At 71.5% G+C, this 21731-nt stretch carries 24 protein-coding genes; 12 read left to right on the top strand and 12 right to left on the bottom strand.

Features of this window, described 5'->3' with window-relative positions; all coding sequences use genetic code 11:
- The first annotated feature begins 212 nt into the window (after window positions 1-212).
- Window positions 213-1031, top strand: a complete 819-nt coding sequence (locus OG507_RS19240) for a L,D-transpeptidase family protein (protein ID WP_442811105.1) — start codon at window positions 213-215, stop codon at window positions 1029-1031.
- Between the two features lie 76 nt (window positions 1032-1107).
- Here the strand turns inward: OG507_RS19240 and metG are convergent, their stop codons facing one another.
- Complete coding sequence (gene metG, locus OG507_RS19235) at window positions 1108-2712, bottom strand: methionine--tRNA ligase (protein ID WP_327368425.1); 1605 nt, start codon at window positions 2710-2712, stop codon at window positions 1108-1110.
- Between the two features lie 172 nt (window positions 2713-2884).
- On the opposite strand from metG, the gene OG507_RS19230 reads away from it, so the two are divergent.
- A complete protein-coding gene (locus OG507_RS19230; protein ID WP_327372028.1) occupies window positions 2885-3538 on the top strand; it encodes a response regulator transcription factor in 654 nt (217 codons plus the stop codon).
- Window positions 3535-4758 carry a sensor histidine kinase gene (locus OG507_RS19225; protein WP_327368424.1) on the top strand — a complete coding sequence of 408 codons (1224 nt, stop codon included), beginning with the start codon at window positions 3535-3537 and terminating at the stop codon, window positions 4756-4758. The genes OG507_RS19230 and OG507_RS19225 overlap by 4 nt, the downstream gene beginning before the upstream one ends.
- On the opposite strand, the gene OG507_RS19220 is transcribed toward OG507_RS19225, so the two are convergent.
- Entirely contained in the window at window positions 4689-6188 is a 1500-nt protein-coding gene (locus OG507_RS19220; RefSeq protein ID WP_327368423.1) for a VWA domain-containing protein, read from the bottom strand. The two genes, OG507_RS19225 and OG507_RS19220, sit on opposite strands and share 70 nt — an antisense overlap.
- A gap of 316 nt (window positions 6189-6504) precedes the next feature.
- On the opposite strand from OG507_RS19220, the gene OG507_RS19215 reads away from it, so the two are divergent.
- A complete protein-coding gene (locus OG507_RS19215; protein WP_327368422.1) occupies window positions 6505-6906 on the top strand; it encodes an RNA-binding S4 domain-containing protein in 402 nt (133 codons plus the stop codon).
- Window positions 6907-6946: 40 nt separating this feature from the next.
- Here the strand turns inward: OG507_RS19215 and OG507_RS19210 are convergent, their stop codons facing one another.
- From OG507_RS19210 to OG507_RS19200, 3 genes are read right to left on the bottom strand one after another with little or no spacing between them, the layout of a single operon-like run.
- Window positions 6947-7198: a DUF2630 family protein gene (locus OG507_RS19210; RefSeq protein WP_327368421.1), complete on the bottom strand. Its 252-nt coding sequence runs from the start codon at window positions 7196-7198 to the stop codon at window positions 6947-6949.
- Between the two features lie 20 nt (window positions 7199-7218).
- Complete coding sequence (locus tag OG507_RS19205) at window positions 7219-8181, bottom strand: NADP-dependent oxidoreductase (RefSeq protein ID WP_327368420.1); 963 nt, start codon at window positions 8179-8181, stop codon at window positions 7219-7221.
- 12 nt (window positions 8182-8193) lie between these two features.
- Window positions 8194-9156: a hypothetical protein gene (locus OG507_RS19200; protein WP_327368419.1), complete on the bottom strand. Its 963-nt coding sequence runs from the start codon at window positions 9154-9156 to the stop codon at window positions 8194-8196.
- A 119-nt stretch (window positions 9157-9275) separates the two neighbouring features.
- Between OG507_RS19200 and OG507_RS19195 the strand changes: the two genes are divergently transcribed.
- On the top strand, window positions 9276-9686 hold the full coding sequence (locus OG507_RS19195; RefSeq protein ID WP_327368418.1) for a hypothetical protein: 411 nt from the start codon (window positions 9276-9278) through the stop codon (window positions 9684-9686).
- Between the two features lie 84 nt (window positions 9687-9770).
- Here the strand turns inward: OG507_RS19195 and OG507_RS19190 are convergent, their stop codons facing one another.
- The 3 genes from OG507_RS19190 to OG507_RS19180 form a co-directional block, all read right to left on the bottom strand.
- On the bottom strand, window positions 9771-10193 hold the full coding sequence (locus OG507_RS19190) for a universal stress protein (protein ID WP_327368417.1): 423 nt from the start codon (window positions 10191-10193) through the stop codon (window positions 9771-9773).
- A 128-nt stretch (window positions 10194-10321) separates the two neighbouring features.
- Window positions 10322-10993, bottom strand: coding sequence for an FMN reductase (locus OG507_RS19185; protein WP_327368416.1), 672 nt, complete (start codon window positions 10991-10993; stop codon window positions 10322-10324).
- 5 nt (window positions 10994-10998) lie between these two features.
- Window positions 10999-12096, bottom strand: coding sequence for an LLM class flavin-dependent oxidoreductase (locus OG507_RS19180; protein WP_327368415.1), 1098 nt, complete (start codon window positions 12094-12096; stop codon window positions 10999-11001).
- Between the two features lie 163 nt (window positions 12097-12259).
- On the opposite strand from OG507_RS19180, the gene OG507_RS19175 reads away from it, so the two are divergent.
- From OG507_RS19175 to trpS, 3 genes are all read left to right on the top strand, one after another.
- Window positions 12260-12397, top strand: coding sequence for a DUF6126 family protein (locus OG507_RS19175; protein ID WP_327368414.1), 138 nt, complete (start codon window positions 12260-12262; stop codon window positions 12395-12397).
- 159 nt (window positions 12398-12556) lie between these two features.
- Window positions 12557-12985: a VOC family protein gene (locus OG507_RS19170; RefSeq protein ID WP_327368413.1), complete on the top strand. Its 429-nt coding sequence runs from the start codon at window positions 12557-12559 to the stop codon at window positions 12983-12985.
- Between the two features lie 151 nt (window positions 12986-13136).
- On the top strand, window positions 13137-14207 hold the full coding sequence (trpS, locus tag OG507_RS19165) for a tryptophan--tRNA ligase (protein ID WP_327368412.1): 1071 nt from the start codon (window positions 13137-13139) through the stop codon (window positions 14205-14207).
- Window positions 14208-14220: 13 nt separating this feature from the next.
- Here the strand turns inward: trpS and OG507_RS19160 are convergent, their stop codons facing one another.
- Together OG507_RS19160 and OG507_RS19155 are read right to left on the bottom strand one after the other, a co-directional pair.
- The gene (locus OG507_RS19160) at window positions 14221-14799 is read right to left on the bottom strand and encodes a 3'-5' exonuclease (protein WP_327368411.1); all 579 of its coding nucleotides are present in this window, start codon (window positions 14797-14799) and stop codon (window positions 14221-14223) included.
- Between the two features lie 70 nt (window positions 14800-14869).
- Window positions 14870-16882: an NAD-binding protein gene (locus tag OG507_RS19155; protein ID WP_327368410.1), complete on the bottom strand. Its 2013-nt coding sequence runs from the start codon at window positions 16880-16882 to the stop codon at window positions 14870-14872.
- A gap of 504 nt (window positions 16883-17386) precedes the next feature.
- Here OG507_RS19155 and OG507_RS19150 point away from each other — a divergent pair.
- The gene (locus tag OG507_RS19150; protein WP_327368409.1) at window positions 17387-18457 is read left to right on the top strand and encodes a PucR family transcriptional regulator; all 1071 of its coding nucleotides are present in this window, start codon (window positions 17387-17389) and stop codon (window positions 18455-18457) included.
- Here the strand turns inward: OG507_RS19150 and OG507_RS19145 are convergent.
- Together OG507_RS19145 and OG507_RS19140 are read right to left on the bottom strand one after the other, a co-directional pair.
- On the bottom strand, window positions 18414-18794 hold the full coding sequence (locus OG507_RS19145) for an SAV_915 family protein (RefSeq protein ID WP_327368408.1): 381 nt from the start codon (window positions 18792-18794) through the stop codon (window positions 18414-18416). The two genes, OG507_RS19150 and OG507_RS19145, sit on opposite strands and share 44 nt — an antisense overlap.
- Before the next feature lie 180 nt (window positions 18795-18974).
- A complete protein-coding gene (locus OG507_RS19140; protein ID WP_327368407.1) occupies window positions 18975-19430 on the bottom strand; it encodes a tellurite resistance TerB family protein in 456 nt (151 codons plus the stop codon).
- Between the two features lie 162 nt (window positions 19431-19592).
- Here OG507_RS19140 and OG507_RS19135 point away from each other — a divergent pair, with 162 nt between their 5' ends.
- The 3 genes from OG507_RS19135 to OG507_RS19125 all read left to right on the top strand — a co-directional run bounded on the left by OG507_RS19135 (window position 19593) and on the right by OG507_RS19125 (window position 21709).
- Window positions 19593-20108, top strand: coding sequence for a BlaI/MecI/CopY family transcriptional regulator (locus OG507_RS19135; protein ID WP_327368406.1), 516 nt, complete (start codon window positions 19593-19595; stop codon window positions 20106-20108).
- A 7-nt stretch (window positions 20109-20115) separates the two neighbouring features.
- On the top strand, window positions 20116-21081 hold the full coding sequence (locus tag OG507_RS19130; protein WP_327368405.1) for a M56 family metallopeptidase: 966 nt from the start codon (window positions 20116-20118) through the stop codon (window positions 21079-21081).
- A 73-nt stretch (window positions 21082-21154) separates the two neighbouring features.
- Entirely contained in the window at window positions 21155-21709 is a 555-nt protein-coding gene (locus tag OG507_RS19125) for a MarR family winged helix-turn-helix transcriptional regulator (protein WP_327368404.1), read from the top strand.
- Window positions 21710-21731 lie beyond the last annotated feature (22 nt).

Raw genomic sequence — 21731 nt, 5'->3', positions numbered from 1 at the left:
GGCCGGGGGCTGTTCGTCGTTTGCGGCGGGCTGGGTACGTGGGCGCTCTGATCCGTCGTCAGCCGCCGTTCCGGCGGACGGTACAGCCATATGGCCCCCGTGCGGATTCGCGTCGGCGTGTCGCGGCGTTAACTGGGTTCAGCGGGACGAGGCATGACGGGGAGGTCGCCCGTGCTGCCTTCACTCACGACCGCTGAGGAGTACCCGTGTCCGTGTTCCGTCCGTCGGCCGCCCGGCGTCCCTCGTATGCCGTCTGCGCCGGAACGTGTGCAGCGGCGATTGTGCTGCTCACCGCCTGCGACAACACCTCCCATACTGCCACGGGCAACCGCGATGTCCGGGTAGGCGCGACGGTTTCCGCCGGTGTCGCGGGACCGCAGGCCGACGGAGCACGGGGCAGGGCCGCCCCCGCTCCGGCCGTTCCGCGGGTCCGTCCCCGGGAGATCCCCGCCCTGGGGCTGCGGACCAGGGCGGCGATCCCGGCGGAATCCCGGCAGGCGCTCGTCGTCACCGGTGACTCCTACGACTCCAGCCTGTCCACCGCGGTTCTGTACACCCGCGACGACCCCGCGGCGGGCTGGCGCGCGGCCACGGACCGCTGGCCGGCGCACAACGCCCTGAACGGCTGGACCGACGAGCACTGGGAGGACGATCTGCGCACCCCGACCGGGGTCTACGGACTGACGTCCGCGGGCGGTCTGCTCGAACCCCCGGGCACCATGTTCCCGTACAACCAGAGCCCGGATTTCGCCCTGAGCGGCGAAGGGTTCGACGGGGAGCCCCTGGCGGGTTCCTTCGACTATGTCGTCGCCGTTGACTACAACCGGATCCCCGGCGCCTCACCCCTGGACCCCGAGCGTCCGCTCGGCAAGGAGCGGGGCGGCGGCATCTGGATCCATGTGGACCACGGCGGCCCGACCCAGGGCTGCATCTCGCTCCCCGCGGACCGGATGAGGGAACTGCTCCAGCTTCTCGACCCTGCTAAGAAGCCGGTCGTCGTCATGGGGGACATGGAGGGACTGGAGCGGTGAACCGAATACGGGCCCGGGGTCGGGCCCGTACGCTGCCGGGACCGGTTGTGCGGTCCCGGCCCCTTCCTCCATGCGCTTACGCGGGCTTCTCCTCCAGGCGGGGGAACAGCACCGCGCCCTTCGTCACCGTCGCACCCGCCGGGAGCAGGCCCCAGGTGCCAGCGTCCTGTACGCGCTGATCGGACAGCGCGCCCAGGGACGCCTCGGCGCCCAGGGACTCCCACAGCTTCTGCGAGGTCTCGGGCATCACGGCGTTCAGCAGGACCGCGACACCGCGCAGCGACTCGGCGGCCGTGTAGAGGATCGTCGCGAGGCGGGCCTGGCCCTCGGGGGAAGTGTCCTTGGCGACCTTCCAGGGCTCCTGCTCCGTGATGTAGCCGTTGACCTGCTTCACGAAGTCGAAGATCGCCAGGATGCCGGCCTGGAAGTCCAGCTCCTCGCCGATCTTCTGGTCCGCCGCGGCGACGGCCTTCGCCAGCCCCTCCTGGACCGCCTTCTCGGCGTCACCCGAGGCGGTGGCCTCCGGGAGCGCCCCGCCGAAGTACTTGCCGACCATGGCGGCGACGCGCGAGGCGAGGTTGCCGTAGTCGTTGGCCAGCTCGGAGGTGTAGCGGGCGGAGAAGTCCTCCCAGGAGAACGAGCCGTCGCTGCCGAACGCGATCGCCCGCAGGAAGTACCAGCGGTACGCGTCCACGCCGAAGTGCGAGGTCAGGTCCTGCGGCTTGATGCCGGTCAGGTTCGACTTCGACATCTTCTCGCCGCCGACCATCAGCCAGCCGTTGGCCGCGACCCGGCCGGGCAGCGGCAGACCCTGCGCCATCAGCATCGCGGGCCAGATCACCGCGTGGAAGCGGAGGATGTCCTTGCCGACCAGGTGGACGTCTGCGGGGAACGTACCGTCGAACTTCTCCTGGTTGGAGCCGTAGCCGACAGCCGTCGCGTAGTTCAGCAGCGCGTCGACCCACACGTAGATGACGTGCTTCTCGTCCCACGGCACCGGGACGCCCCAGTCGAAGGTCGAGCGGGAGATGGAGAGGTCCTGCAGGCCCTGCTTGACGAAGTTCACGACCTCGTTGCGGGCGGACTCGGGCTGGATGAAGCCCGGGTTGTTCGCGTAGAACTCCATCAGCTTGGGGCCGTACGCGCTCAGCTTGAAGAAGTAGTTCTCCTCCTTGAGGATCTCCACCGGCTTCTTGTGGATCGGGCACAGCTTGACGCCGTCCTCGTCCTCGATGAGGTCGCCGGGGAGCTTGTACTCCTCGCAGCCCACGCAGTACGGGCCCTCGTACCCGCCCTTGTAGATCTCGCCCTTGTCGTACAGGTCCTGCACGAACTCCTGTACCCGGTCGGTGTGGCGCTTCTCCGTCGTACGGATGAAGTCGTCGTTCGCGATGTTCAGGTGCTCCCAGAGGGGCTTCCAGGCCTCCTCGACGAGCTTGTCGCACCACTCCTGCGGAGTGACGTTGTTCGCCTCGGCAGTGCGCATGATCTTCTGACCGTGCTCGTCCGTGCCGGTGAGGTACCACACCTTCTCGCCGCGCTGGCGGTGCCAGCGCGTGAGCACGTCGCCTGCGACGGTCGTGTAGGCGTGGCCCAGGTGAGGAGCGTCGTTGACGTAGTAAATGGGGGTCGAGACGTAGTACGCCTTCGCCCCCTGCTTCTCGGATCCAGTGGCCGCCATGGTCGAAATCCTAACGGCCTGCGGGAGATCAACTCACACCGATAAACCGGGCCCCGGGCACGGGGACCTCCGCGCAGACGTCCGTGGAGACCTTTGCGAAACATTCCTTCCCGTAGCAAAGACGCATCCTGGGAGGGAGTGGGCACGCATGCACGAGGCAGGGGACATCACGATGCGGGTACTGGTCGCCGAGGACGAGGAGATCCTGGCGGAACTGGTCGCCACCGGGCTGCGGCGGGCGGGGTTCGCCGTCGACACGGTGTACAGCGGCGATGCCGCCCTCGCCTACCTGGGGCTGCACGACTACGACGTCGTCGTCCTCGACCGCGACCTGCCACGCGTGCACGGCGACGACGTGGCTCGGGGGCTGGTCGCCTCCGGCTCACGGACGAGGATCCTGATGCTCACCGCCGCCGGTTCCATGGAGGACCGCGTCGCCGGGCTCGACCTCGGCGCCGACGACTATCTGGGCAAGCCGTTCGAGTTCCCCGAGCTGGTGTCGCGGGTACGGGCGCTGCGGCGGCGCAGCGCCCGCCCCGTACCGCCGCAGCTGGAGCGGCACGGCGTCCGGCTCGACACCGTACGGCGCACCGTGTCCCGGGACGGGCGGGAGCTGGACCTCTCGCCCAAGGAGTTCTCGGTGCTGCAGCTGCTGCTGGAGGCCGACGGCGGGACCGTCAGCGCGGAGGAGCTGCTGGAGCGGGCCTGGGACGCCAACGCCGATCCCTTCACGGGCGCCGTCCGCGTCTGCATGAGCAAGCTGCGCGGGAAGCTCGGGGAGCCGGCCCTGATCCGTACCGTGCAGGGCGTGGGGTACGCCCTGTGAAGCGCCTGTGGCGTGTTCCGCATGTCCAGCACTCCACGATCCGTACGCGGATCGCGCTCGTGTACGGCGGGGTGTTCCTGGTGCTCGGGGCGGCGTTGCTCGCCACCGTCAACCTCGCCTCCCGCGCGGGTACGGACTCCCAGGCGCGCGCCATCGCCCGCACGGCCGTGGTCGTCCAGCCCGGCTACGCGGTGAACGGTCCCCTCGTCACCCGGCGCAGACTCGGGCCACCCACCGTCTACGACCTCACCGACCATGTCAGCGACGCGGCCGGTCAGCAGCTGCTCATCTGGTCCGCGGCCTCGCTGCTCGTCATGACGGCCTGCGCCGTCGGCGTGGGGTGGTGGACCGCGGGGCGGGTCCTGCGGCCCGTTCACGCCATGACCGCGAAGGCGCGCCGGCTCTCCGAGCACAACCTGCACGAACGGATCGCGTCCAGCGGCCCCGACGACGAGCTGAAGGAGCTCGGCGACACGCTCGACGAGCTGCTGGCCCGGCTGGAGAAGGCGTTCGACAGCCAGCGCCGGTTCATCGCCAACGCCTCGCACGAACTGCGGACACCGCTGGCCACCCAGCGCGCCGCGATCCAGATCGGTCTGGACGACCCGTCCCAGGAGGATCTCGTACGGACTCGGCAGACGCTCCTGGACAACAACCGGCGCAGCGAGCGGCTCATCGAGGGGCTGCTGGTCCTGGCGCGCAGCGAGCGCGGTCTCGCCGCGGGGGAGCGGGAGGCGGTGGACCTCGCGCAGGTGCTGGCGGAGGAGACGGCCCGGCGCCCGGGTGTGAAGGCCGACGCCAGGCCCTGCGCGGTACGGGGGAACCGGCTGCTGCTCGCCCAGTTGGTGGCGAATCTGCTGGACAACGCCGTGACCTACAACGTGCCCGACGGGACGGTGGACGTGTCCCTGGTGACGGCCGGTGACGGCGTGCTGCTGGAGGTGTGCAACACCGGGCCCGTGGTGGACGCGGCGGACATCCCCGGGCTGTTCGAGCCGTTCCGGCGGGGCGAGGGCAAGGACCGGATGGGGCGTGGTTCGGGGCTCGGTCTCTCGATCGTACGTTCTATAGCCGTGGCGCACGGCGGTACGGTCACGGCGGTGCCCGGCCCCGGGGGCGGGCTCGCCGTGACCGTACGCCTGCCGGTGGATCAGTCCTCGGCCGGCGCCGCTTCGCGGGCCGCGATCCAGGCGGGGAGGGCGGCGAGGACCTCGCGGTAGAGCGTGGTGTCCGCGACCTCGCGGGGGGCGGGGCCCGCGTGGAAGAACGCGGCGTTCGGGGCGTCCAGCTTCCGCAGGAAGTCGAAGCCCTTCGCGTCCTCGTCGCCGAACGCGACGAACTGGAAGAACAGCGGCAGCCGTGCCGCCTCGGTGAGCGCCTGCTTGGCGGGCTGCTTGGCGTCCGGCGGGCCGTCCGTCTGGAAGATCACCAGCGCGGGGCCGGTGGACTCCGACTTCTCGTAGTGCGCGACGACCTCTTCGACGGCGCTCTGGTAGTTCGTACGGCCGAGGCGGCCCAGGCCCGCGTTCAGCTCGTCGATCCGGCCCTCGTGGTCGGTGAGGCCGACCGTGCCGGTGCCGTCGATGTCGGTCGAGAAGAAGACGACGGGGACGGTGGCACTCTCGTCCAGGTGTGCGGCGAGGGCCACGGTGCGGTCGCCCAGGTGCTGGGCGCTGCCGTCCTTGTAGAACGGCCGCATGGAGCCGGAACGGTCGAGCACCAGGTAGACGGTGGCCCGCAGCCCGGTCAGCCCGTGCGCCTCCAGCCCGGCCTGGGCGGCCTTGTACGACTCGACCAGCGCGGGCGCCTGCGCCGTGACCTGGGCGAGGGGGACGGCGGGGGTGGGAGTGGAGGTGGGGACGGCGGGCGTGGTCTCGGGCTCGGCCTCGGCGGTGACGGGCTCGGGCTCGGCGGTGGTCTCGGCCTCGGTCTCGACCTCGATGGGCTGGGGCTCGGCGGGAGCGTCGACCTCGGCGGTGGGTGCGGGCTCCGGGGTCACGGCCTCGGGCTCGGGCTCGGGCTCGGGCTCGGGCTCGGGCTCGGCGGGAGTTTCGACCTTGGTCTCGGCTTCGACGGCCTCGACCTCGGCAGGGGCCTCGACCTCGGCGACGATCTCGGCGGCGGGTGCTGCCTCCGGCTCGGCGGGGGCCTCGGGCGCCTTGACCGGCTCCGGCTCCGGCTCAGCCTCGGCGGTGACGGGCGCGGCCTCGGGCTCGACCTCGGCTTCGGCAGTGACCGGCTCAGCTTCGACGAGCTCGGGCTCGGCGGCGACCGGTGCGGTCGTCGGCTCCAGCTCCACAGTCTCAGGCTCCACAGCCTCAGGCTCCGTGACCTCGACGGCTGTCGGCTTCGGCTTCTGGGACGAGCCCTGTGACGGGACCGTGGGGAGGGATGCCTTGTCGAAGGCTGCAGCCACCAGGTCCGATGCCAGGCCGCTGTCGCCGGTCGCGGACCGGGGAGAGGCGGGGGCCGGTACCGAGGCCTTGGTGGCCGGTACGGTTTCGCGCACCGGGGCGGTCTCCGCAGCCGGCTCCGACTCCGCAGGCGCTGTGCGTTCGGTCTGGGGCGGAACCGTGGCCGTCGGCGCCGGCGCGTCCTGCTCCGCGCGGTCGCGGCCGAACACCTTGCGCAGCAAGCTCCGAATGCCCATGGGTGAGGCCTTTCGCGTGAGTTGGGTGCGATAAATGTCCGACCTGCGGGAATTCATCCCTGGCCAGGGCGGATACGTAAGGTTAGCGGCCGGATCCGGCCGTTCGGTGGCGCGGCCCGCCCGTGGCACAACTGAGCCGCAACCGAGTCCTGCGCGCCTGCCGCGCCGACCTGATGTGTGTCATTCAAATGTGCCCACCTGACTCCGAGTTGCCTCGTCTGTATGGGCGATCGATATGCCTGACATATCGTCAGGAATGTTGTTGTCCGCGCTGTCCCGCAGAACAGGGCGCGCCTGCCGCATTAGAGTCGGATACATGGTTTCCGGTGAGGCGCCGCAGGCGGAGGGAAGCGTTCGGGTCGACGTCTGGATCTGGTCGGTCCGGCTGACGAAGACGCGTTCGCAGGCCGCTGCCGCCTGTCGTGCGGGACATGTGAAGGTCGCCGGTGAGCGCGCCAAGCCCGCGCAGGCGTTGCACCTCGGCGACGAGGTACGGCTCCGGCACGCGGGCCGGGACCGGGTCGTGGTCGTGTCGAAGCTGGTGAAGAAGCGGGTCGGGCCTCCGGTGGCGGCGGAGTGCTTCATCGACAACAGCCCGCCTCCGCCGCCGCGCGAGGCGGCGATCCAGGTTCCGGTACGGGACCGGGGTACTGGGCGCCCGACGAAGCGGGACCGGCGTGAGATGGAGCGGCTGCGGGGGACCGGGCCGGCGGAGTGACCATGGTCCGGTGGGTGGTGCGTTCCCCGGACCCGTCTGTTCAGCCCTGGTAGCCCTCGACCTCGTCGGCCGGACGGATTCTCGCTGCGGACGGGTCCTCGCCGTACTCGCTGAGGGCGCGGCGCTGTCGTAGCAGGTCCCAGCACTGGTCGAGCCGGATCTCCACCGTGCGCAGGCGGGATTTCTCGTCCTCGGTGAGGCCCGTTTCCCGGGTGGAGCGGTTGCGCAGGTCCCGTTCCTCCGTGATCAGTCCGCCGATGTTGTCGATGATGTCGCGTTCCTGGTCGTCCATGACGTCTCCTCCGCGTGGGTTCAGAGCACGATGACCGTCTTGCCGCGTGCGCCGCCCGTCCGGTTGCGGTCCAGCGCCTGCGGGGCCTTCTCCAGCGGGAGTTCGATGTCTATGGGCACGCGCAGGACGCCCTCGGCGGCGCCCTCGGCCAGGACGTCGAGCAGGACCGGGGTGGGTTCGAGCCGGAAGTCGATGCCGGTCACGTCCGCGGGGAGAGCGGCCCCGGCGGCGACGCCCCGTGTGGTGAGGGCGATCCCGCCGCCGCGTACCAGCGTGGCGCGGGCGGCGAAGGCCTCCGGCGTGGCGGAGACCAGGTCGACCAGGGCGTCGACGCCGTCCGGGCAGGTCTCCCGCACACCTTCTTCGAGGGAACGGTCCGTGGTGTCGATCGTGGCGGTGGCGCCCAGGGCCGCCATCCGCCCCCGTTCGTCGCCGCGCACGGCCGCGATCACGCGCACGTCGCGGGCCGAGGCGAGTTGGGTGAGATAGCTGCCGACGCCGCCCGCCGCGCCGATGACCAGCAGGCTCTCGTGGCCGCGGTGCACCGCGATCTCCAGGATCTGCGCGGCCGTCATCCCGGCGGACGGCAGCGCCGCGGCGGTGCGGAGGGGCAGGTCGTCCGGGACGAGGGTGATGACGGAGTCCTGCGGTACGGACACGTAGTCGCAGTAGGTTCCGGAGACGTACGTGCCGGTGTCGGCCGTCGGAGCGGCGATCCGGCCGAAGACCTGGTCCCCGACCCGGAAACGGTTCGCGCCGCTGCCGATCATGTCCACCCGGCCCGCGAAGTCCACGCCGACGACCAGCGGGAACGCGTGGGGGGTGGGGTCTTCGTCCGGCGAGCCCTGTGCGGCCTGCCAGTCGCACGGGTTGAGTGCGGCGTACTCGATCCTGACCCGTACCTCACCGGCTTCCGGCTCGGGCTTGGGCAGCTCGACCAGTGCGGGGTCGGCCCGGAACGCGCTGACGGCTATGGCTCGCATATGGATGACCTCTCAGTCCTCCCCGATCCGGCAGTCACGAGAACCACTCTTCCCCGGCCCGTCCACCGCCGCACGTCGAACCGGCTGCGTTACGGGTGCCGTCCGCGGGCGCGCCGCCCACAGCCGCCCGAGCACCGCGCACAGCGCCACCGCCAGCCCCGCTGCGAACACGGTCCACGCCGTCGTGCGCAGCGAGGCCGTCAGCGCGTCGTACACCGCCGCCGCGGCGCCCGCCTCGCTGTCCGGCACCTCGGACAGCACCCGGTCCCGGGCGATCGCGATCACCGCGCGGAGCACCAGCGCCCCGAGTGCGAAGCCGATCCCGGCCACCGCCGTGGCCGAGAGCGTGGCGCGTGTGGAGCGCCCGGGCCCCGGTCCGCCGCGCAGCCGGGCCACGGCCACGGTCAGGACGGCGAACACGACCGTGCCCACGGCGGGCCACACGCTCCCGGCCCGCAGCCACCGGAAGGTCTGGCGCAGCTGGTCGGCGCGGTCGGCGGAGACGATCGTGATGTCGGTGTGCTGGACCGGGATGAGGTCGGCCACCGGCACCCCGTTCTCCTCCAGGTTCCGCTTGACCTGCTCCGTCATCGGCGCCAGATCGATGGTCACGGCCTCGTCGGTGTTGCCGTTCAGCGCGGCGGTGACGGCTGCGTGGGCGGTGCGGTTGGCGGCGTTCCACGCGGCCCGGAAGGCGTCGGTGGTGGTGAAGGACATCACCGCCTCGTGGAGGAAGTCCCGCACGGTGCTCTGGATGGGGCCGGCGTCGATCTGCTTCATCGCCCCGTCGGTGATGAGGTCGCTGACCGTGCCGCGTACCTCGGGGTCGGAGGCGAGCGGGGCCACCGCGGCGACGTAACGGTCCGTGTCGTCGATCTCCAGATCCACCCAGGCGGAGAGCGCGCTCAGCGGCACGAGCACGGCGAGCAGCACCAGCACCACCACTGCCAGAGCCGCCGAGAGATACGTACGCACCCCTCCAGGGAATCCCGTACGGAAGCGGTGCGCCCCGGGCGCTGCGCCATCCGAGTTGCCGGGTGGCGCAGCCGGGTGTGCCCTGGAGGGAAAAGGGGCGACGGAAGGAGTTCTCCGCCATGGCCACTCATGCGGCAACGCCGGCCCGCCAGCGGGCCGGTGCCGGGTCACGGACGCGTCGGCACAGCGCCCTCGCCTGGGCCATACCCGTCACGCTGGGTGCGGCGTACGGCCTCTACGCGTCGTTCATCCTCCGCAACAACGGCGCGAGCGGCGGCCGGCAGTTCTGGTACGGCCTGATCGGTGCGGTGGTGCTCGCCGTCCTCTGCTTCGCGCTGGGCCGGATCCAGCACACCATGCTGCCCCTGGTGCGGGCGGTGGCGTACGGCGCGCTGACGGCCGCGGCGATCGGCCTGCTGGTCGGGCTGACCGATTCGAGCGTGCTGCGGTCCTCGGCACTGGGACTGGCGGTCGGCCTCGGGATGTTCATCACGACGTTCTACATCTTCTACACGCACGAGCAGACGTGAGCGCGTCTTCCGGCGCATCGTGGACATGAGGGCGGGCCCGCACGGCAATCGTGCGGGCCCGCCCTCATGTCCATGCCGTCGCGGTCAGTCGCGTACGACCGTCACCGGGCACGGTGCGTGCTGGGTGACATGGAGGCTGACCGAGCCGAGCAGGGTCGCCTTGAAGCCGCTGTAGCCGCGGGCCCCGACGACCAGCAGGTTCGCGCCCTTGGCACGGTCCAGCAGGGACTGGGCCGGGTTGCCGATCACCACGACCTTGCTGATCGCGGCCGCTCCCTCGGCGCCCAGGGCCTCTTCCAGCGTCTCGGTGAGGGCCACGGTCGCGACGGCCTGCGGGTCGAAGTCCTCCGGCATGCCCGGCATCATGGACGCCCAGCTGGTCGCGGGGTACTCCCAGCTGTTGACGGCCTCCACCGTGTCTCCGGTCAGTTCCGCCTGGCGTACGGCCCAGTGCAGCGCCTTGATCGACGACTCGGAGCCGTCAACGCCCACCACGATCCTGCCCATCTCTGCCTCCAGCTCGGTTCGGCTCAGTGCGCAGCGGCGTCGTGCGAGAAGACCTCGCACGACGCGTCTTTCGGTCCAACCCTAATCAAACCGGTCACCGCTCCGGATGGCGGGCCGCCTTAGCCCGGTCAGTCCAACCGGAGGTCGGCGAGCTGCTGTTCGAACGGTACGACCTCGTCGTCGAGCCCCAGCGTCCTCGGCGCTCCGGAGGCCGCCCGGCCTCCCGTGATCATGGTGGCGAGCTCGCCGCCCGCGCGCCGGATGCGGGACGGCAGGCCCTCGGTGTACTCGTCGCCGGACGAGCCCCAGTCCTCCGACGCCGCGTACACGGAGGTCGGTACGACGGTGGCCCGCAGGTAGGCGAAGAGCGGACGCATCGCGTGTTCCAGGACGAGCGAGTGGCGGGCGGTGCCGCCCGTCGCCGCGATGACGACGGGCTTGCCGGTCAGCGCCGTGTTGTCGATCAGGTCGAAGAACGACTTGAACAGTCCGCTGTACGACGCGGTGAAGACGGGCGAGACGGCGATCAGGCCGTCCGCCTGCGTCACCTCCTTGATCGCCCCGTCCAGGGCGCTCGGCGGGAACCCGGTCACCAGGTGGTTGGCGATGTCGACGGCCAGGTCGCGCAGGTCGATCACGCGGACCTCGACCGCGCGGTCCTGCTCGGTCAGCAGGCGCTCACGGGCGGCACCGGCCAGCCGATCGGCGAGCAGCCGGGTCGAGGACGGACTGCTCAGCCCGGCCGATACGGCGACGATCCTCAGGGGCTCGGTGGCGAACGCGGTGGACGAGGTGGACACAGTGGTCAGGCCTCCTTCGTGGCGGTGAGGGCCGTGCGGGCGGCGACGGCCGGGTGTACGGGGGCGGAGTCCGGGACTCCGGCCGGCCGCAGGCTGGCGAACTCCTTGCGCAGCACCGGGACGACCTCCTCGCCGAGGATGTCGAGCTGTTCCAGGACCGTCTTCAGCGGCAGTCCCGCGTGGTCCATCAGGAACAGCTGGCGCTGGTAGTCGCCCACGGCGTCACGGAACGAGAGGGTCCGCTCGATGACCTCCTGCGGGGAGCCGACGGTCAGCGGCGTCTGCTGCGAGAAGTCCTCCAGCGACGGGCCGTGGCCGTAGACCGGCGCGTTGTCGAAGTACGGGCGGAACTCCCGTACCGCGTCCTGCGAGTTCTTCCGCATGAACACCTGGCCGCCGAGGCCGACGATGGCCTGCTCGGCGGTGCCGTGCCCGTAGTGCGCGTACCGCTGGCGGTAGAGGTTGACCATCTTCCTGGTGTGCTCGATGGGCCAGAAGATGTTGTTGTGGAAGTAGCCGTCGCCGTAGTACGCGGCCTGTTCGGCGATTTCCGGGGAGCGGATGGAGCCGTGCCAGACGAACGGCGGGACGCCGTCCAGCGGGCGCGGGGTCGCGGTGAAGGACTGCAGCGGCGTACGGAACTTGCCCTCCCAGTCGACGACGTCCTCGCGCCACAGCTTGTGCAGCAGGGCGTAGTTCTCGATGGCGAGCGGGATGCCCTGGCGGATGTCCTTGCCGAACCACGGGTAGACCGGGCCGGTGTTGCCGCGGCCCATCATCAGGTCGACGCGGCCGTCCGCGAGGTGCTGGAGCGTCGCGTAGTCCTCGGCGATCTTCACCGGGTCGTTGGTGGTGATGAGGGTGGTGGACGTGGACAGGATCAGGTTCTCGGTGCGGGCGGCGATGTAGCCGAGCGTGGTCGTCGGCGAGGACGGGACGAACGGCGGGTTGTGGTGCTCGCCGGTGGCGAAGACGTCCAGGCCGACCTCCTCCGCCTTCTGCGCGATGGCGACGGTGGCCTTGATCCGCTCGTGCTCGCTCGGTGTCCTGCCGGTCGTCGGGTCGGTGGTGACGTCTCCGACAGTGAAGATCCCGAACTCCATGGCGCCCGCCTCCTGATTAGTTGAACGTTGAACTATGTGAACACACCCTACAACGGGACACCCCCCTGACCTATTCCGTCGGGAAACCGATGCGTGGGCGGTGCGTACTCTGGAGGGGGTCACGGAGGCCGCACGCGCCCCCGGCCGAGGAGAGGCGGGCACGGTGAGCGAGAGCAGCGACAGCGAGCGCTGGAAGGAACGCGGCGTGGCACTGCGCGTCTTCGTGTACGTCTTCGCCACACACCTCTTCGCGGGCTTCATCTGGATCCTCTTCTACGTGGGCGAGCACGCCAAGAAGTGAGCCGTGGGCCCCTGTGGAGCCGTGGTCGTAGATCCTCGGTCGCAGGTGCCCGGTCGCGGGGACCAGGGCCGTGTGCCGATGCGAGCGGCGGCTCCGGATGCCTACGCTGCGGGCCCCGGCGCGCAGAGGGGCGTGCCGCTGTCAGGGAGGGGCACCGCCGTGCCGTTCACCGCACGCAGTCATGTACGCCTTGCCCGGCCGTCACGGGATCTCGCCGCGGCCGAGCGGTTCTGGGTGGGCGGGCTCGGGCTGGGCGTGCTGTTCCGCGCCGAGGCGGGCCGGGAGCCCGGTGCGCACGATCTGCTCATGGTGGGGCTGCCGGATGCGTCCTGGCACCTGGAGCTCGTCCACGGCGGCAACCACCCCGTCGCACCGCACCCCACCGAGGAGGACCTGCTCGTCCTCTATCTGGACGGCCCCGTGCCCGAGGAGACGGTGGAGCGGCTGGAGGGGCACGGCGGCAGACGCGTCCTGTCGCCGAATCCGTACTGGAACGAGTGGGGCGTCACCGTCGAGGACCCGGACGGGTACCGGCTTGTGCTGTGCCGCCGCGGATGGCCGGCTTCTGGCCGTACACTCGCCCCATGACCTCCGTACCGTGCCGGAACTGGTGGCGCTCCTTCTAGGAGCGGCCGCCCCCATCTGCACGGAATCAGGGCCGTTCGACAAGGACGGCCCTTTCTGCTGCCCCCGTACGGCGGGCCGTCCTCCACGCACACACCATCGCGAGGAGAGACCCATGACCGTCACTGCCACTGCCACTGCCACTGCCACCGTCGCCGCCAGTGCCTCCGATTCGGGCGACCTGGAGGAGCGGATCCGGCGGACGCCCGACCGGTTCCGTGTCCTGACCGGCGACCGGCCCACCGGGGCGCTCCACCTCGGGCACTACTTCGGCACCCTCCACAACCGGGTGCGGCTCCAGGAACTCGGGGTGGACGTCTTCGTCCTCGTCGCCGACTACCAGGTGCTGACCGACCGGGACGTGGCCGAGCGGCTCACCGAGATCACCGAGGGGCTGCTGCTGGACTACCTGGCCATCGGGATCGACCCGGCGCGCTCGACGATCTTCAACCACAGCGCCGTACCCGCGCTCAACCAGCTGATGCTGCCCTTCCTCAGCCTGGTCTCCGTCGCCGAGCTGGGCCGCAATCCCACGGTCAAGGACGAGGTCGCGCACTCCCGGCAGTCCGCCGTCAGCGGGCTGATGTTCACGTATCCCGTGCATCAGGCCGCCGACATCCTGTTCTGCAAGGGCAACCTGGTGCCGGTCGGACGGGACCAGCTGCCGCACCTCGAAGTGACGCGGACCGTCGCACGCCGGTTCAACGAGCGGTACGGGACGGTCTTCCCCGAACCGGAGGCACTGCTCTCCGCCGCGCCGCTCCTCCTCGGCACCGACGGCACCAAGATGAGCAAGAGCCGCGCCAACTCCATCGCGCTCGCCGCCGACGCGGACGAGACGGCGCGGCTGATCAAGGGCGCGAAGACCGACGCCGAGCGGCACATCACCTACGACCCCGAGGGACGGCCCGGGGTGTCGAGTCTGGTGCTGCTGGCCGCGCTCTGCCTGGACCGTGATCCGCACGCGGTGGCGGAGGAGATCGGCGGCGGGGGCGCCGCCGTCCTCAAGCGGACGGTGACCGAGGCCGTCAACAGCGCGATGGCGCCGATCCGGGCCCGGCGGGCGGAGTACGCGCAGGACATGGGGTACGTACGGTCGGTGCTGCGGGCGGGCAACGAGCGCGCCAACGCCGTGGCCGACGCGACGCTGGCGGAGGTGCGGGCGGCCATGGGAGGCGTGCTGTAGGCCCGGCTGCCGGTCAGCCCGCCGTCGGCCAGGCGCCCCGTGCCGCGATGTCCAGGACCAGTGCCGCGATGTTCCACGCGTCGTCCGCGCCGCTGTGGTGGCGGCCTTCCAGGGGGAGCCCCGCGATCCGCAGGGCCTCGGCCATGCCGGGGCGTTTGCGCAGGGCGTGGGCGGCGGTGAAGGGGATCTTGGCGTTGGTGTGGCGGCCGTCGTGGCCGAAGGGGTACGGGGTGCCTGTCGCCCGGCACTGGCGCCTGAACTGGTTGTGGTCGTAGTCGCCCCAGCTGGCCCACGGGCGCGCCCCGGCCTCGTGCCCGGCCGCCAGCAGCCGGCAGGCGTCGGCAAAAGGCAGGCCGGTGTCGACCTCGGCCTGCGTCAGGCCGGTCAGCTCGGTGCAGAAGGCGCTGACGGTGGACCGGGCCGGGCGGACCAGGATCCGGTGGCGGGCGATCCTCTCGGCCGCCCGCAGGTCGACGACCGTCAGCCCGATCTCGATGATCTCGCCGACCGCCCCGGGCGGCGGCTGCCCGTCCCAGCAGGTCGCCTCGATGTCTATGACGTTCAGGAGTTCCGTCTCGGGTTCCGTTCCCATGGGAGCGAGGGTAGGGAGCGGGGATGCGGGCGGGCATCCGGATATCGCGGGCTCCGCTTTCCGCGCAGGCTCAGCGGTGTGTCAACGAGGTGCGTCTGCGCAGTAGTTCGGCCAGGCCGCGGCGGGTCGCGGCGATCACCACGCGGTCCTCGTGGCGCAGTACGTAGCCGGGGTGCAGGTCCCAGACCAGGCCCGAGGGGCGGTCCGTGGAGGTGCGGGTGGGGGTGGCGAGGTCCGGGCGGCGGTCCTCGGGCGGGGTGGCGTCCAGGGCCAGGACCCGCCAGGCGCCCGCCCGGAACGCCTGCTCGACCGTGCGGCCCTCCAGCTGAGGATGCCCCGCGACCTCGACGGCCGCGAACAGCATCACCTTCCGCTCGACCGGAATCGCACCCAGGATCTGCCGGCCCATCATGGCGACCGCGAAGGACGGCGCGGCCAGGTGGGAGACGGAGCGGGAGCGGGTCAGGGCCTGCGGGTGGGCGGTGCGCAGGGTGCGGTAGACGGCCGTGGCGAACTCGTCGTCGAACAGGCGCAGGGCCACGCGCAGATCCGGCTTGACCGAGCGGGCGTACAGCGCCGCCTCCAGATTGGTGGTGTCGACGCTGGTCAGGGCGAGGAGGGCACGGGAGCGCTGGATCTTCGCCGCCTCCAGCACGCCCTCCTGCGTGACGTCACCGAGGACCACCGGTACATGCAGCCGCCGCGCCACGGGGATGCCGCGCGCGTCCGGGTCGTCCTCCACACACACCACGGGAATGCCGAGCTCACGCAGCCGGACGAGGACCCGCGTACCGATCTTGCCGAGGCCCAGCAGCACCACATGGCCGGACAGCCCTCGCGGCGGCCGGCGCAGGGACGAGGCCGTGCGCAGCGATCCGAAGGCCTCCAGCACGCCCGCCACGAGCAGCGGAAGCAGCATCAACCCGGCCACGCCCGAGAGGAGCTGGATCACCTGACGGGCCAGGGGGTCGCCGATCGCCGGGTCGCCCATCGCGAACAGGTCCAGCAGCGTCAGATAAGCGGCGTGCAGCGGATCGTCGCCCGTGGTGAGCGTGGAGGCGATGGCGAGGCCCAGCACGGCCAGGCCGACCCCCAGCGCCGACCAGCGCAGCCGTCGCGAGAAGAACTGGCTGAGTGGTGCGCCCCTGCCGCCCATCCGGGGCGGCGGACCGGCCGGGCCCGCCTCGCTGACCGCCTCCAGGACGACCGTCCCACGCCCCGTCGCCGCTGCCACCTGCCGTTCGTCGGGCAGGAGTTGGGGGCCTTCGGCGCCGCTGCTGTCGGAGCCCTCGGCGCCCGCCGGGTCATGGGTGGTGGAGGAGAGCAGCGCGAGGGTGCACAGGCCGGGGTCGGCGATCCGGCCGTCCTCGGGCGGGGTGCGTTCGGCGGCGCGCAGCAGCAGGCCCTCCGCCTGGATGACCTTGCTGGAGCCGGTGAGCACGGTCGCCGCGAGGGCGGGCGCGGCGGTGTCCGCGTCGGACAGGACGGTGGTCGAGGTGTCCAGCGCGCCCGGGTCGATGCCGGGTGCGGCGACGGCGGCGGCCTGGTCGAGCAGGGTCTCCAGGTGCTGGCCGAGCTTGCGGTTGTAGAGCCGGATGACCAGCCGGACACGGGGGTTGAGGCGGCGGGCGGTCAGCGCGGCGCGGATGTTGCGCTCGTCGTCGTCGTAGACGAGCGCCAGTGCGGCGGCCGTGTCGACGCCCGCCTCCTCGAGGGCCTCGTCGGAGGGCTCCGGCGCCTCCACGATGCGTACCGCTTCCACTCCGGCGTTGGTGTCGCCGTTCCCGGAAGCCCCGGCGGGACCGATGCCGCCGCTGCCGCCGTTCCCGCCGTTGCGGTTCATCGCCTGTGACATCCGGCCGAATAGCGCCGCTGCCCGGCCCCGGCCGTTCAGCGGCAGATCCGGCCGGCGCGCGTCGGGCCCCGGCGGCAGTACGAGGGTGACCCGCTCCCCGTACACGTAACGCAGCTCCACGGCGAGCCGCTGGGCCAGTGCGTCATCGCCGCAGACGACCATGTGGCCGGTGAACGGGGAGCGTTGGGGCTGCTGGGGAAGGGGAAGTGGAGACACGGGACCCAGCATGCCTTGCTCCTCTCGTTCCTGTTGCGGTACGAGCCCTGCAGCCGGAACGGCGGTTCGGTGCGCGTCGCGTCCGTCTGCGCGACGGAGGCGATGTACGCGGCGTTCACGGCCGGCACCGTGTCCCGGGTGGTCAGCAGCGCCCGGGCGAATACCGCGCAGGCGAGCCCCGCGCGGGTGAGGCCGGTGACATCGTTGCGGTGCAGCAGGACCGGACGGGTCAGGCTCGTGAACCGGCCGACGACGACCCCCTGCTTCCGTGCGGGCGGACCGGCGGTGACCCCGGTGCTGCGGCACCGCGTCGAGCGGTGCCGCAGCACCGGGTCTTCCCCCGTATCCCCCGTGTTCCCCCGGTTGGTGCTGACCGGATCGTGTCATCCGGAGCTCTGTGCCGCACTGCCGGAATCCGGCAATCTTTATGCTTTGTTGATGCCGGGGAAAAGCGCCGGGGCAGGTCGCCGCGCGTTGAGCGAGTGTCAATGTCGCGTCAGGATTTGGGGAGTACGCGTGGCGGAGCCGGAGATACCCGACGATTATGTGACGGACCATGCCCGCATCCTGGCCGAAGTCGCCTCCACCGGACGCCGGTTGACGCGGGACGAGCTCGACGCCCGCCGCCTGCTGGGCAGGGAGGCCGCCGAGGCCGGATTCCAGCTGCGCGCCCTGGTCGGTCTCCATCTCGCCGCGACCCGTACGGCCTGGCCGCTCACCCCGTCCGCCGATGTGGCGTCCCTCGACTCGGTGCTCGCCGCGGTCGAGCAGTCCGTCGACGCCTTCGCTGCGGGCTTCGAACGGGCCCAGCGGCTGACCGTACGCCGCGAGGAGGCGGCACGCCGCGAGTTCATCGACGATCTGCTGTACGGGCGCAGCGATCTGGGCCGGCTCGCCGAGCGGGCCACCCGGTTCGGGCTGAGGCTCTCGCGCGCCCACGCGGTCGCGGTGGCGACGGGCCCGGAGGCGTACACCGAGACCGACTCCGTACCGCGCACGGTCGAGGCGGCGCTGCTCGCGCGCTTCGGCGGCCGGAAGATCCTGATCACGACGAAGGACGGGCGCCTGGTCTGCATCGCCCCCGGTAGCCAGCCCGACGTCCTGCGGTATTTCGCCAAGCAGTCGCACGCGGCGACGGACGGCGGCCGGGTCGCGGTCGGCCGCCCCCACCAGGGCCCCGGCGGCGTGGTCCACTCCTACGACGAGGCGCTCGACGCACTCGATCTCGCCGAGCGGATGGATCTGGACGATCCGGTGCTGTACGCCGCCGACCTGCTGGTCTACCCGGTGCTGACCAGGGACCGGCAGGCGATGGCCGATCTGGTGCGCAGTCAGCTGGGTCCGCTCCAGCGGGCGCGCGGCGGCGCCGAACCCCTGCTGAAGACGCTCAAGGTCTACTTCGACGCGGGCTGTGTGGCCGCCGAGACGGCCCGCAGGCTGTCGCTGAGCGTGCGGGCGCTGACGTACCGGCTGGAGCGGATCCATCAGCTGACCGGTGCGGATCCGTCCGACCCGGTGCACCGCTACACATTGCAGACGGCGGTCATCGGAGCCCGGCTGCTGGACTGGCCGGCCAAGGAGCTGTGACCCGGCGCGCCCCGGGGACGGGCGGGGCGGCCCGTCCGGGGGCCTGCGCGGTCAGTTGGGGGTCGACGGTGAGGGCGGTGACTCCGAGCGGCAGACCGAGCGCGCGCAGGGCCGGTTCGGAGAGCCTGATCCAGGGCTGGGCGTCGCCCAGGGTGGCGGCGAGCCGGTGCGGGGAGGTGAAGCCGACGGCGGTGCGCTCGCCCAGTGGCGTACGGAAGAACCGCGCGGTGCGACCGGTGCGGCAGGCTGCCGGTCCCGGCCGGACGGGGACGAAGAGCAGTCCGGCCGGGCCGGGATCAAGAGGTTCGGGGCCGGCCGTTCCGCTGTGCTCGGACATGGGGTGCCTCCTCGACGTGCCCTGGGTGCATGCGTGCTGCACCCAACACGTTATGCCCATGGGCGGGGGGAGTTGGCACGGCCCTGACGCTCCGTTGACGCGAGACCCCGCACCCGTGACGCCTTGCTGATGCGTGTTGCTGCGGGGGCGGGGTCCCGGGAAGGAGGCGGAGGCGGAGGCCTACAGGTCGAACTCGTGCGGCGGAAGGTCGAGCGCGAAGCACGCCTCCCGTACGACGGCCTGCTCCGACTTGTCGAAGTCGCCGTCGGCGCCGCCGATGACGATGCCGATCTGGATGACGGCACGCGCCTCGGCGGGCTTCTTCTTCGCCTTGCCGATCTCCTGGAGCACGCTGACCTTGCCGAAGGCGAAGTCGGTGGTGAGCTTGTTCACATAGTCGTTGAAGCGGCGCTGCAGATCGTCCGCCGGGAAGTTCTGCAGAACTTCGTTGGAGGCGATCAGCGAGGCGACACGCTGGCGTTCGGACGGGTCGATGGAACCGTCGGCCGCGGCGACCAGGGCGCACATGGCCATGCTCGCATCACGGAACGCGCCGCTCTTCAGGTCGTTCTTCTTCGCTTCCAGCTGCGACTGCATCGACGAAGCGGATTCCTTGATCCGATCCCACAGTGCCATGACGTCTCCATACGTTGCGTTGCGTTGTGTTGCCGGAATGGATTCCAACTCTACAGACGTGTAGAAGTTAGCAGGATGGGCGCCCGCTGTGTCCCGGAAACCGCGGTAAGTAGGATGCTGCGACCCCGCCGTTGACGCGGCATCGCAGAAGGGCGGACCCAGATGGACTCGGCCAGGCACGGCCACCACCCGGACAACGAGCCGCCCCGTGAGGAAGTGCCCGAGCCGCTGAGCCCCGATCAGTTGCGCCCCGGCAGCCGGCGGCTGCGCAGGCGCGGGCAGGGAGAGCTGGAGGCCCAGGTCCTCGCCGTACTGCACTCGGCGAACGGCCCCGCGACGGCCGGCTGGGTGCAGGAACACCTCGACGGCGACCTCGCGTACACCACCGTCATCACGATCCTCTCCCGCCTCCACGCCAAGAAGGCCGTGACGAGGTCCCGCGAGGGCCGCTCGTACACCTGGACGTCCGCCTCCGACGAGGCCGGTCTCGCGGCCCTGCGGATGCGCCGCGTACTGGACGGCGAACGCGACCGGGACGCCGTGCTCGCCCACTTCATCTCGGCCCTGTCCCCCGGCGACGAGGAACGGCTGCGCGCGCTGCTGGCCCGCGCGGACGCCCCGGAGGATCCGGACGCTGGGAACGGCCCGGACAACTCCCCCGACGCGGAAGGCCGATAGCGGTCCGATGGGTGTCTTCGTCTGTCTGCCGCTCGTGCTGCCGCTGACCGCGCTGCCGATCGCGCGCCTCGCCGGACAGCATCTGCACCCCCGCAGCGCGACCCGGCTGCTCGCCGCCGTCGGAACGCTGCTCGCCCTGTGCAGCACGCTGTGCCTGGGCCTGCTGATGGTGGTCGGTACGGCCCAGCTCCCGGGCAATCCGCTCCCGGACGGCTGGTCGGACCCTGAGGTGCGGGACGCGGTGCCGTACGAGGTGAAGGCGGGCATCGTCGCGATCGGGGCGCTGGCGGCGGTGGTCGGGACGTGCGGATGGACGGTGTACCGCCATGTGCGGCTGCGCATCCGTGCCGGACGCGCCCTGGCCGCCGCCTCTGCCGTCACCTCGGGCGACGTCGCGGTGCTCCCGGACCCGGAGCCGTACGCCTATGCGCTGCCCGGCGATCCTGGCCGGGTCGTCGTCTCGACCGCGATGATCCGGTGTCTGGACGCCCGTGAGCGGCGGGCCCTGGTCGCACATGAGCGGGCCCATCTGGCCGCCCGTCACCACCGCTATCTGCTGGCCGCCCATCTCGCGGCGCGCGCCAACCCGTTCCTGATGCCGCTGCGTACGGCGGTGGCGTTCAGCACCGAACGGTGGGCGGACGAGGAGGCCGCGCGTGCGGTCGGCGACCGGCGGGTGGTGGCGGTCGCGGTCGGCAAGGCGGCGCTTTTCTCGCACCGGGCGCCGGACGCCTCGGTCGGCTTCGCGGCCTTCGCCGCCGCCTCCGAGTTCGACTCCGCCGCGGGTCCCGTACCGCGCCGGGTGGCGGCGCTGCTCGCCCCGGTTCCGCAGGCGCGGCTGTGGCCCCCGTCGTCCTCCCATGCAGCGCTCGCGGCCCTCGTCGCGACGGCGGGCACAGCGGTCTCGGCGTTCTCGTCGCTCAACGCGGCGGTGACCCTGGTGCGGATTCTGCACGCGGCGACCCCGCTCTGATCCGTACGGACGGGACCGGCGCACCGGCCGGGCACCTCTGCGGATAGTGCCGGCCCGCACGGTACAAAGGGGGATGGCCGCGTACGAACAGGCACATCAGGACCGACCGTCGGACCGGGGCGGGGACGACGACGTCGAGGGGGTGACGCGTGCCGTGCTGACGGCGTCCAGGCTGCTCGTCGCCCTCTCGGCGCGTTCCCTGGCGGCGGTGGAGGACAGGGTGACACTGCCCCAGTTCCGGCTGCTCGTCGTGCTGTCCACGCACGGGAACGCCAAGCTGGTGACGCTCGCCGAGCGGCTCGGGGTGAACCCGTCGACCGCGATGCGCATGCTGGACCGGCTGATCGTCGGAGGCCTCGCGGAACGGGAGGTGAACCCCGCCAACCGCCGGGAGACGGTGCTGCGGGTGACCCCGGAGGGCCATCGGCTGGTCGAGGACGTCACGGCGGGCCGCCGCCGGGAGATCGCCGCCATCGTCGAACGCCTCGCCCCGGAGCAGCGCAGCGCTCTGATCGACGCGCTGACCGCGTTCACCGCGGCGGGCGGCGAACCGTCCGTACCGGCGGACGGTTCGGACGGGTACCCGCTGGGCTGGACATCCGACCTCCCCGCCCACCACGACATGTGACCACTGCGTCCGGCTGCGGGAG

The organism is Streptomyces sp. NBC_01217, assembly GCF_035994185.1.
Classification (GTDB): Bacteria; Actinomycetota; Actinomycetes; order Streptomycetales; family Streptomycetaceae; genus Streptomyces.
The sequence above is the reverse complement of the archived record's forward strand: the minus strand, read 5'-3'. Positions and strand labels throughout refer to the sequence as shown.

Coding starts and splice junctions, on each gene's coding strand:
- OG507_RS19195 (WP_327368418.1), top strand. CDS start 9,276: ATGGCCACTCATGCGGCAACGCCGGCCCGCCAGCGGGCCGGTGCCGGG.
- OG507_RS19180 (WP_327368415.1), bottom strand. CDS start 12,096: ATGGAGTTCGGGATCTTCACTGTCGGAGACGTCACCACCGACCCGACG.
- OG507_RS19125 (WP_327368404.1), top strand. CDS start 21,155: ATGGCCGCGTACGAACAGGCACATCAGGACCGACCGTCGGACCGGGGC.
- OG507_RS19155 (WP_327368410.1), bottom strand. CDS start 16,882: ATGCTGGGTCCCGTGTCTCCACTTCCCCTTCCCCAGCAGCCCCAACGC.
- OG507_RS19210 (WP_327368421.1), bottom strand. CDS start 7,198: ATGGACGACCAGGAACGCGACATCATCGACAACATCGGCGGACTGATC.
- OG507_RS19205 (WP_327368420.1), bottom strand. CDS start 8,181: ATGCGAGCCATAGCCGTCAGCGCGTTCCGGGCCGACCCCGCACTGGTC.
- metG (WP_327368425.1), bottom strand. CDS start 2,712: ATGGCGGCCACTGGATCCGAGAAGCAGGGGGCGAAGGCGTACTACGTC.
- trpS (WP_327368412.1), top strand. CDS start 13,137: ATGACCGTCACTGCCACTGCCACTGCCACTGCCACCGTCGCCGCCAGT.
- OG507_RS19135 (WP_327368406.1), top strand. CDS start 19,593: ATGGACTCGGCCAGGCACGGCCACCACCCGGACAACGAGCCGCCCCGT.
- OG507_RS19145 (WP_327368408.1), bottom strand. CDS start 18,794: ATGTCCGAGCACAGCGGAACGGCCGGCCCCGAACCTCTTGATCCCGGC.
- OG507_RS19160 (WP_327368411.1), bottom strand. CDS start 14,799: ATGGGAACGGAACCCGAGACGGAACTCCTGAACGTCATAGACATCGAG.
- OG507_RS19130 (WP_327368405.1), top strand. CDS start 20,116: ATGGGTGTCTTCGTCTGTCTGCCGCTCGTGCTGCCGCTGACCGCGCTG.
- OG507_RS19230 (WP_327372028.1), top strand. CDS start 2,885: ATGCGGGTACTGGTCGCCGAGGACGAGGAGATCCTGGCGGAACTGGTC.
- OG507_RS19220 (WP_327368423.1), bottom strand. CDS start 6,188: ATGGGCATTCGGAGCTTGCTGCGCAAGGTGTTCGGCCGCGACCGCGCG.
- OG507_RS19215 (WP_327368422.1), top strand. CDS start 6,505: ATGGTTTCCGGTGAGGCGCCGCAGGCGGAGGGAAGCGTTCGGGTCGAC.
- OG507_RS19190 (WP_327368417.1), bottom strand. CDS start 10,193: ATGGGCAGGATCGTGGTGGGCGTTGACGGCTCCGAGTCGTCGATCAAG.
- OG507_RS19140 (WP_327368407.1), bottom strand. CDS start 19,430: ATGGCACTGTGGGATCGGATCAAGGAATCCGCTTCGTCGATGCAGTCG.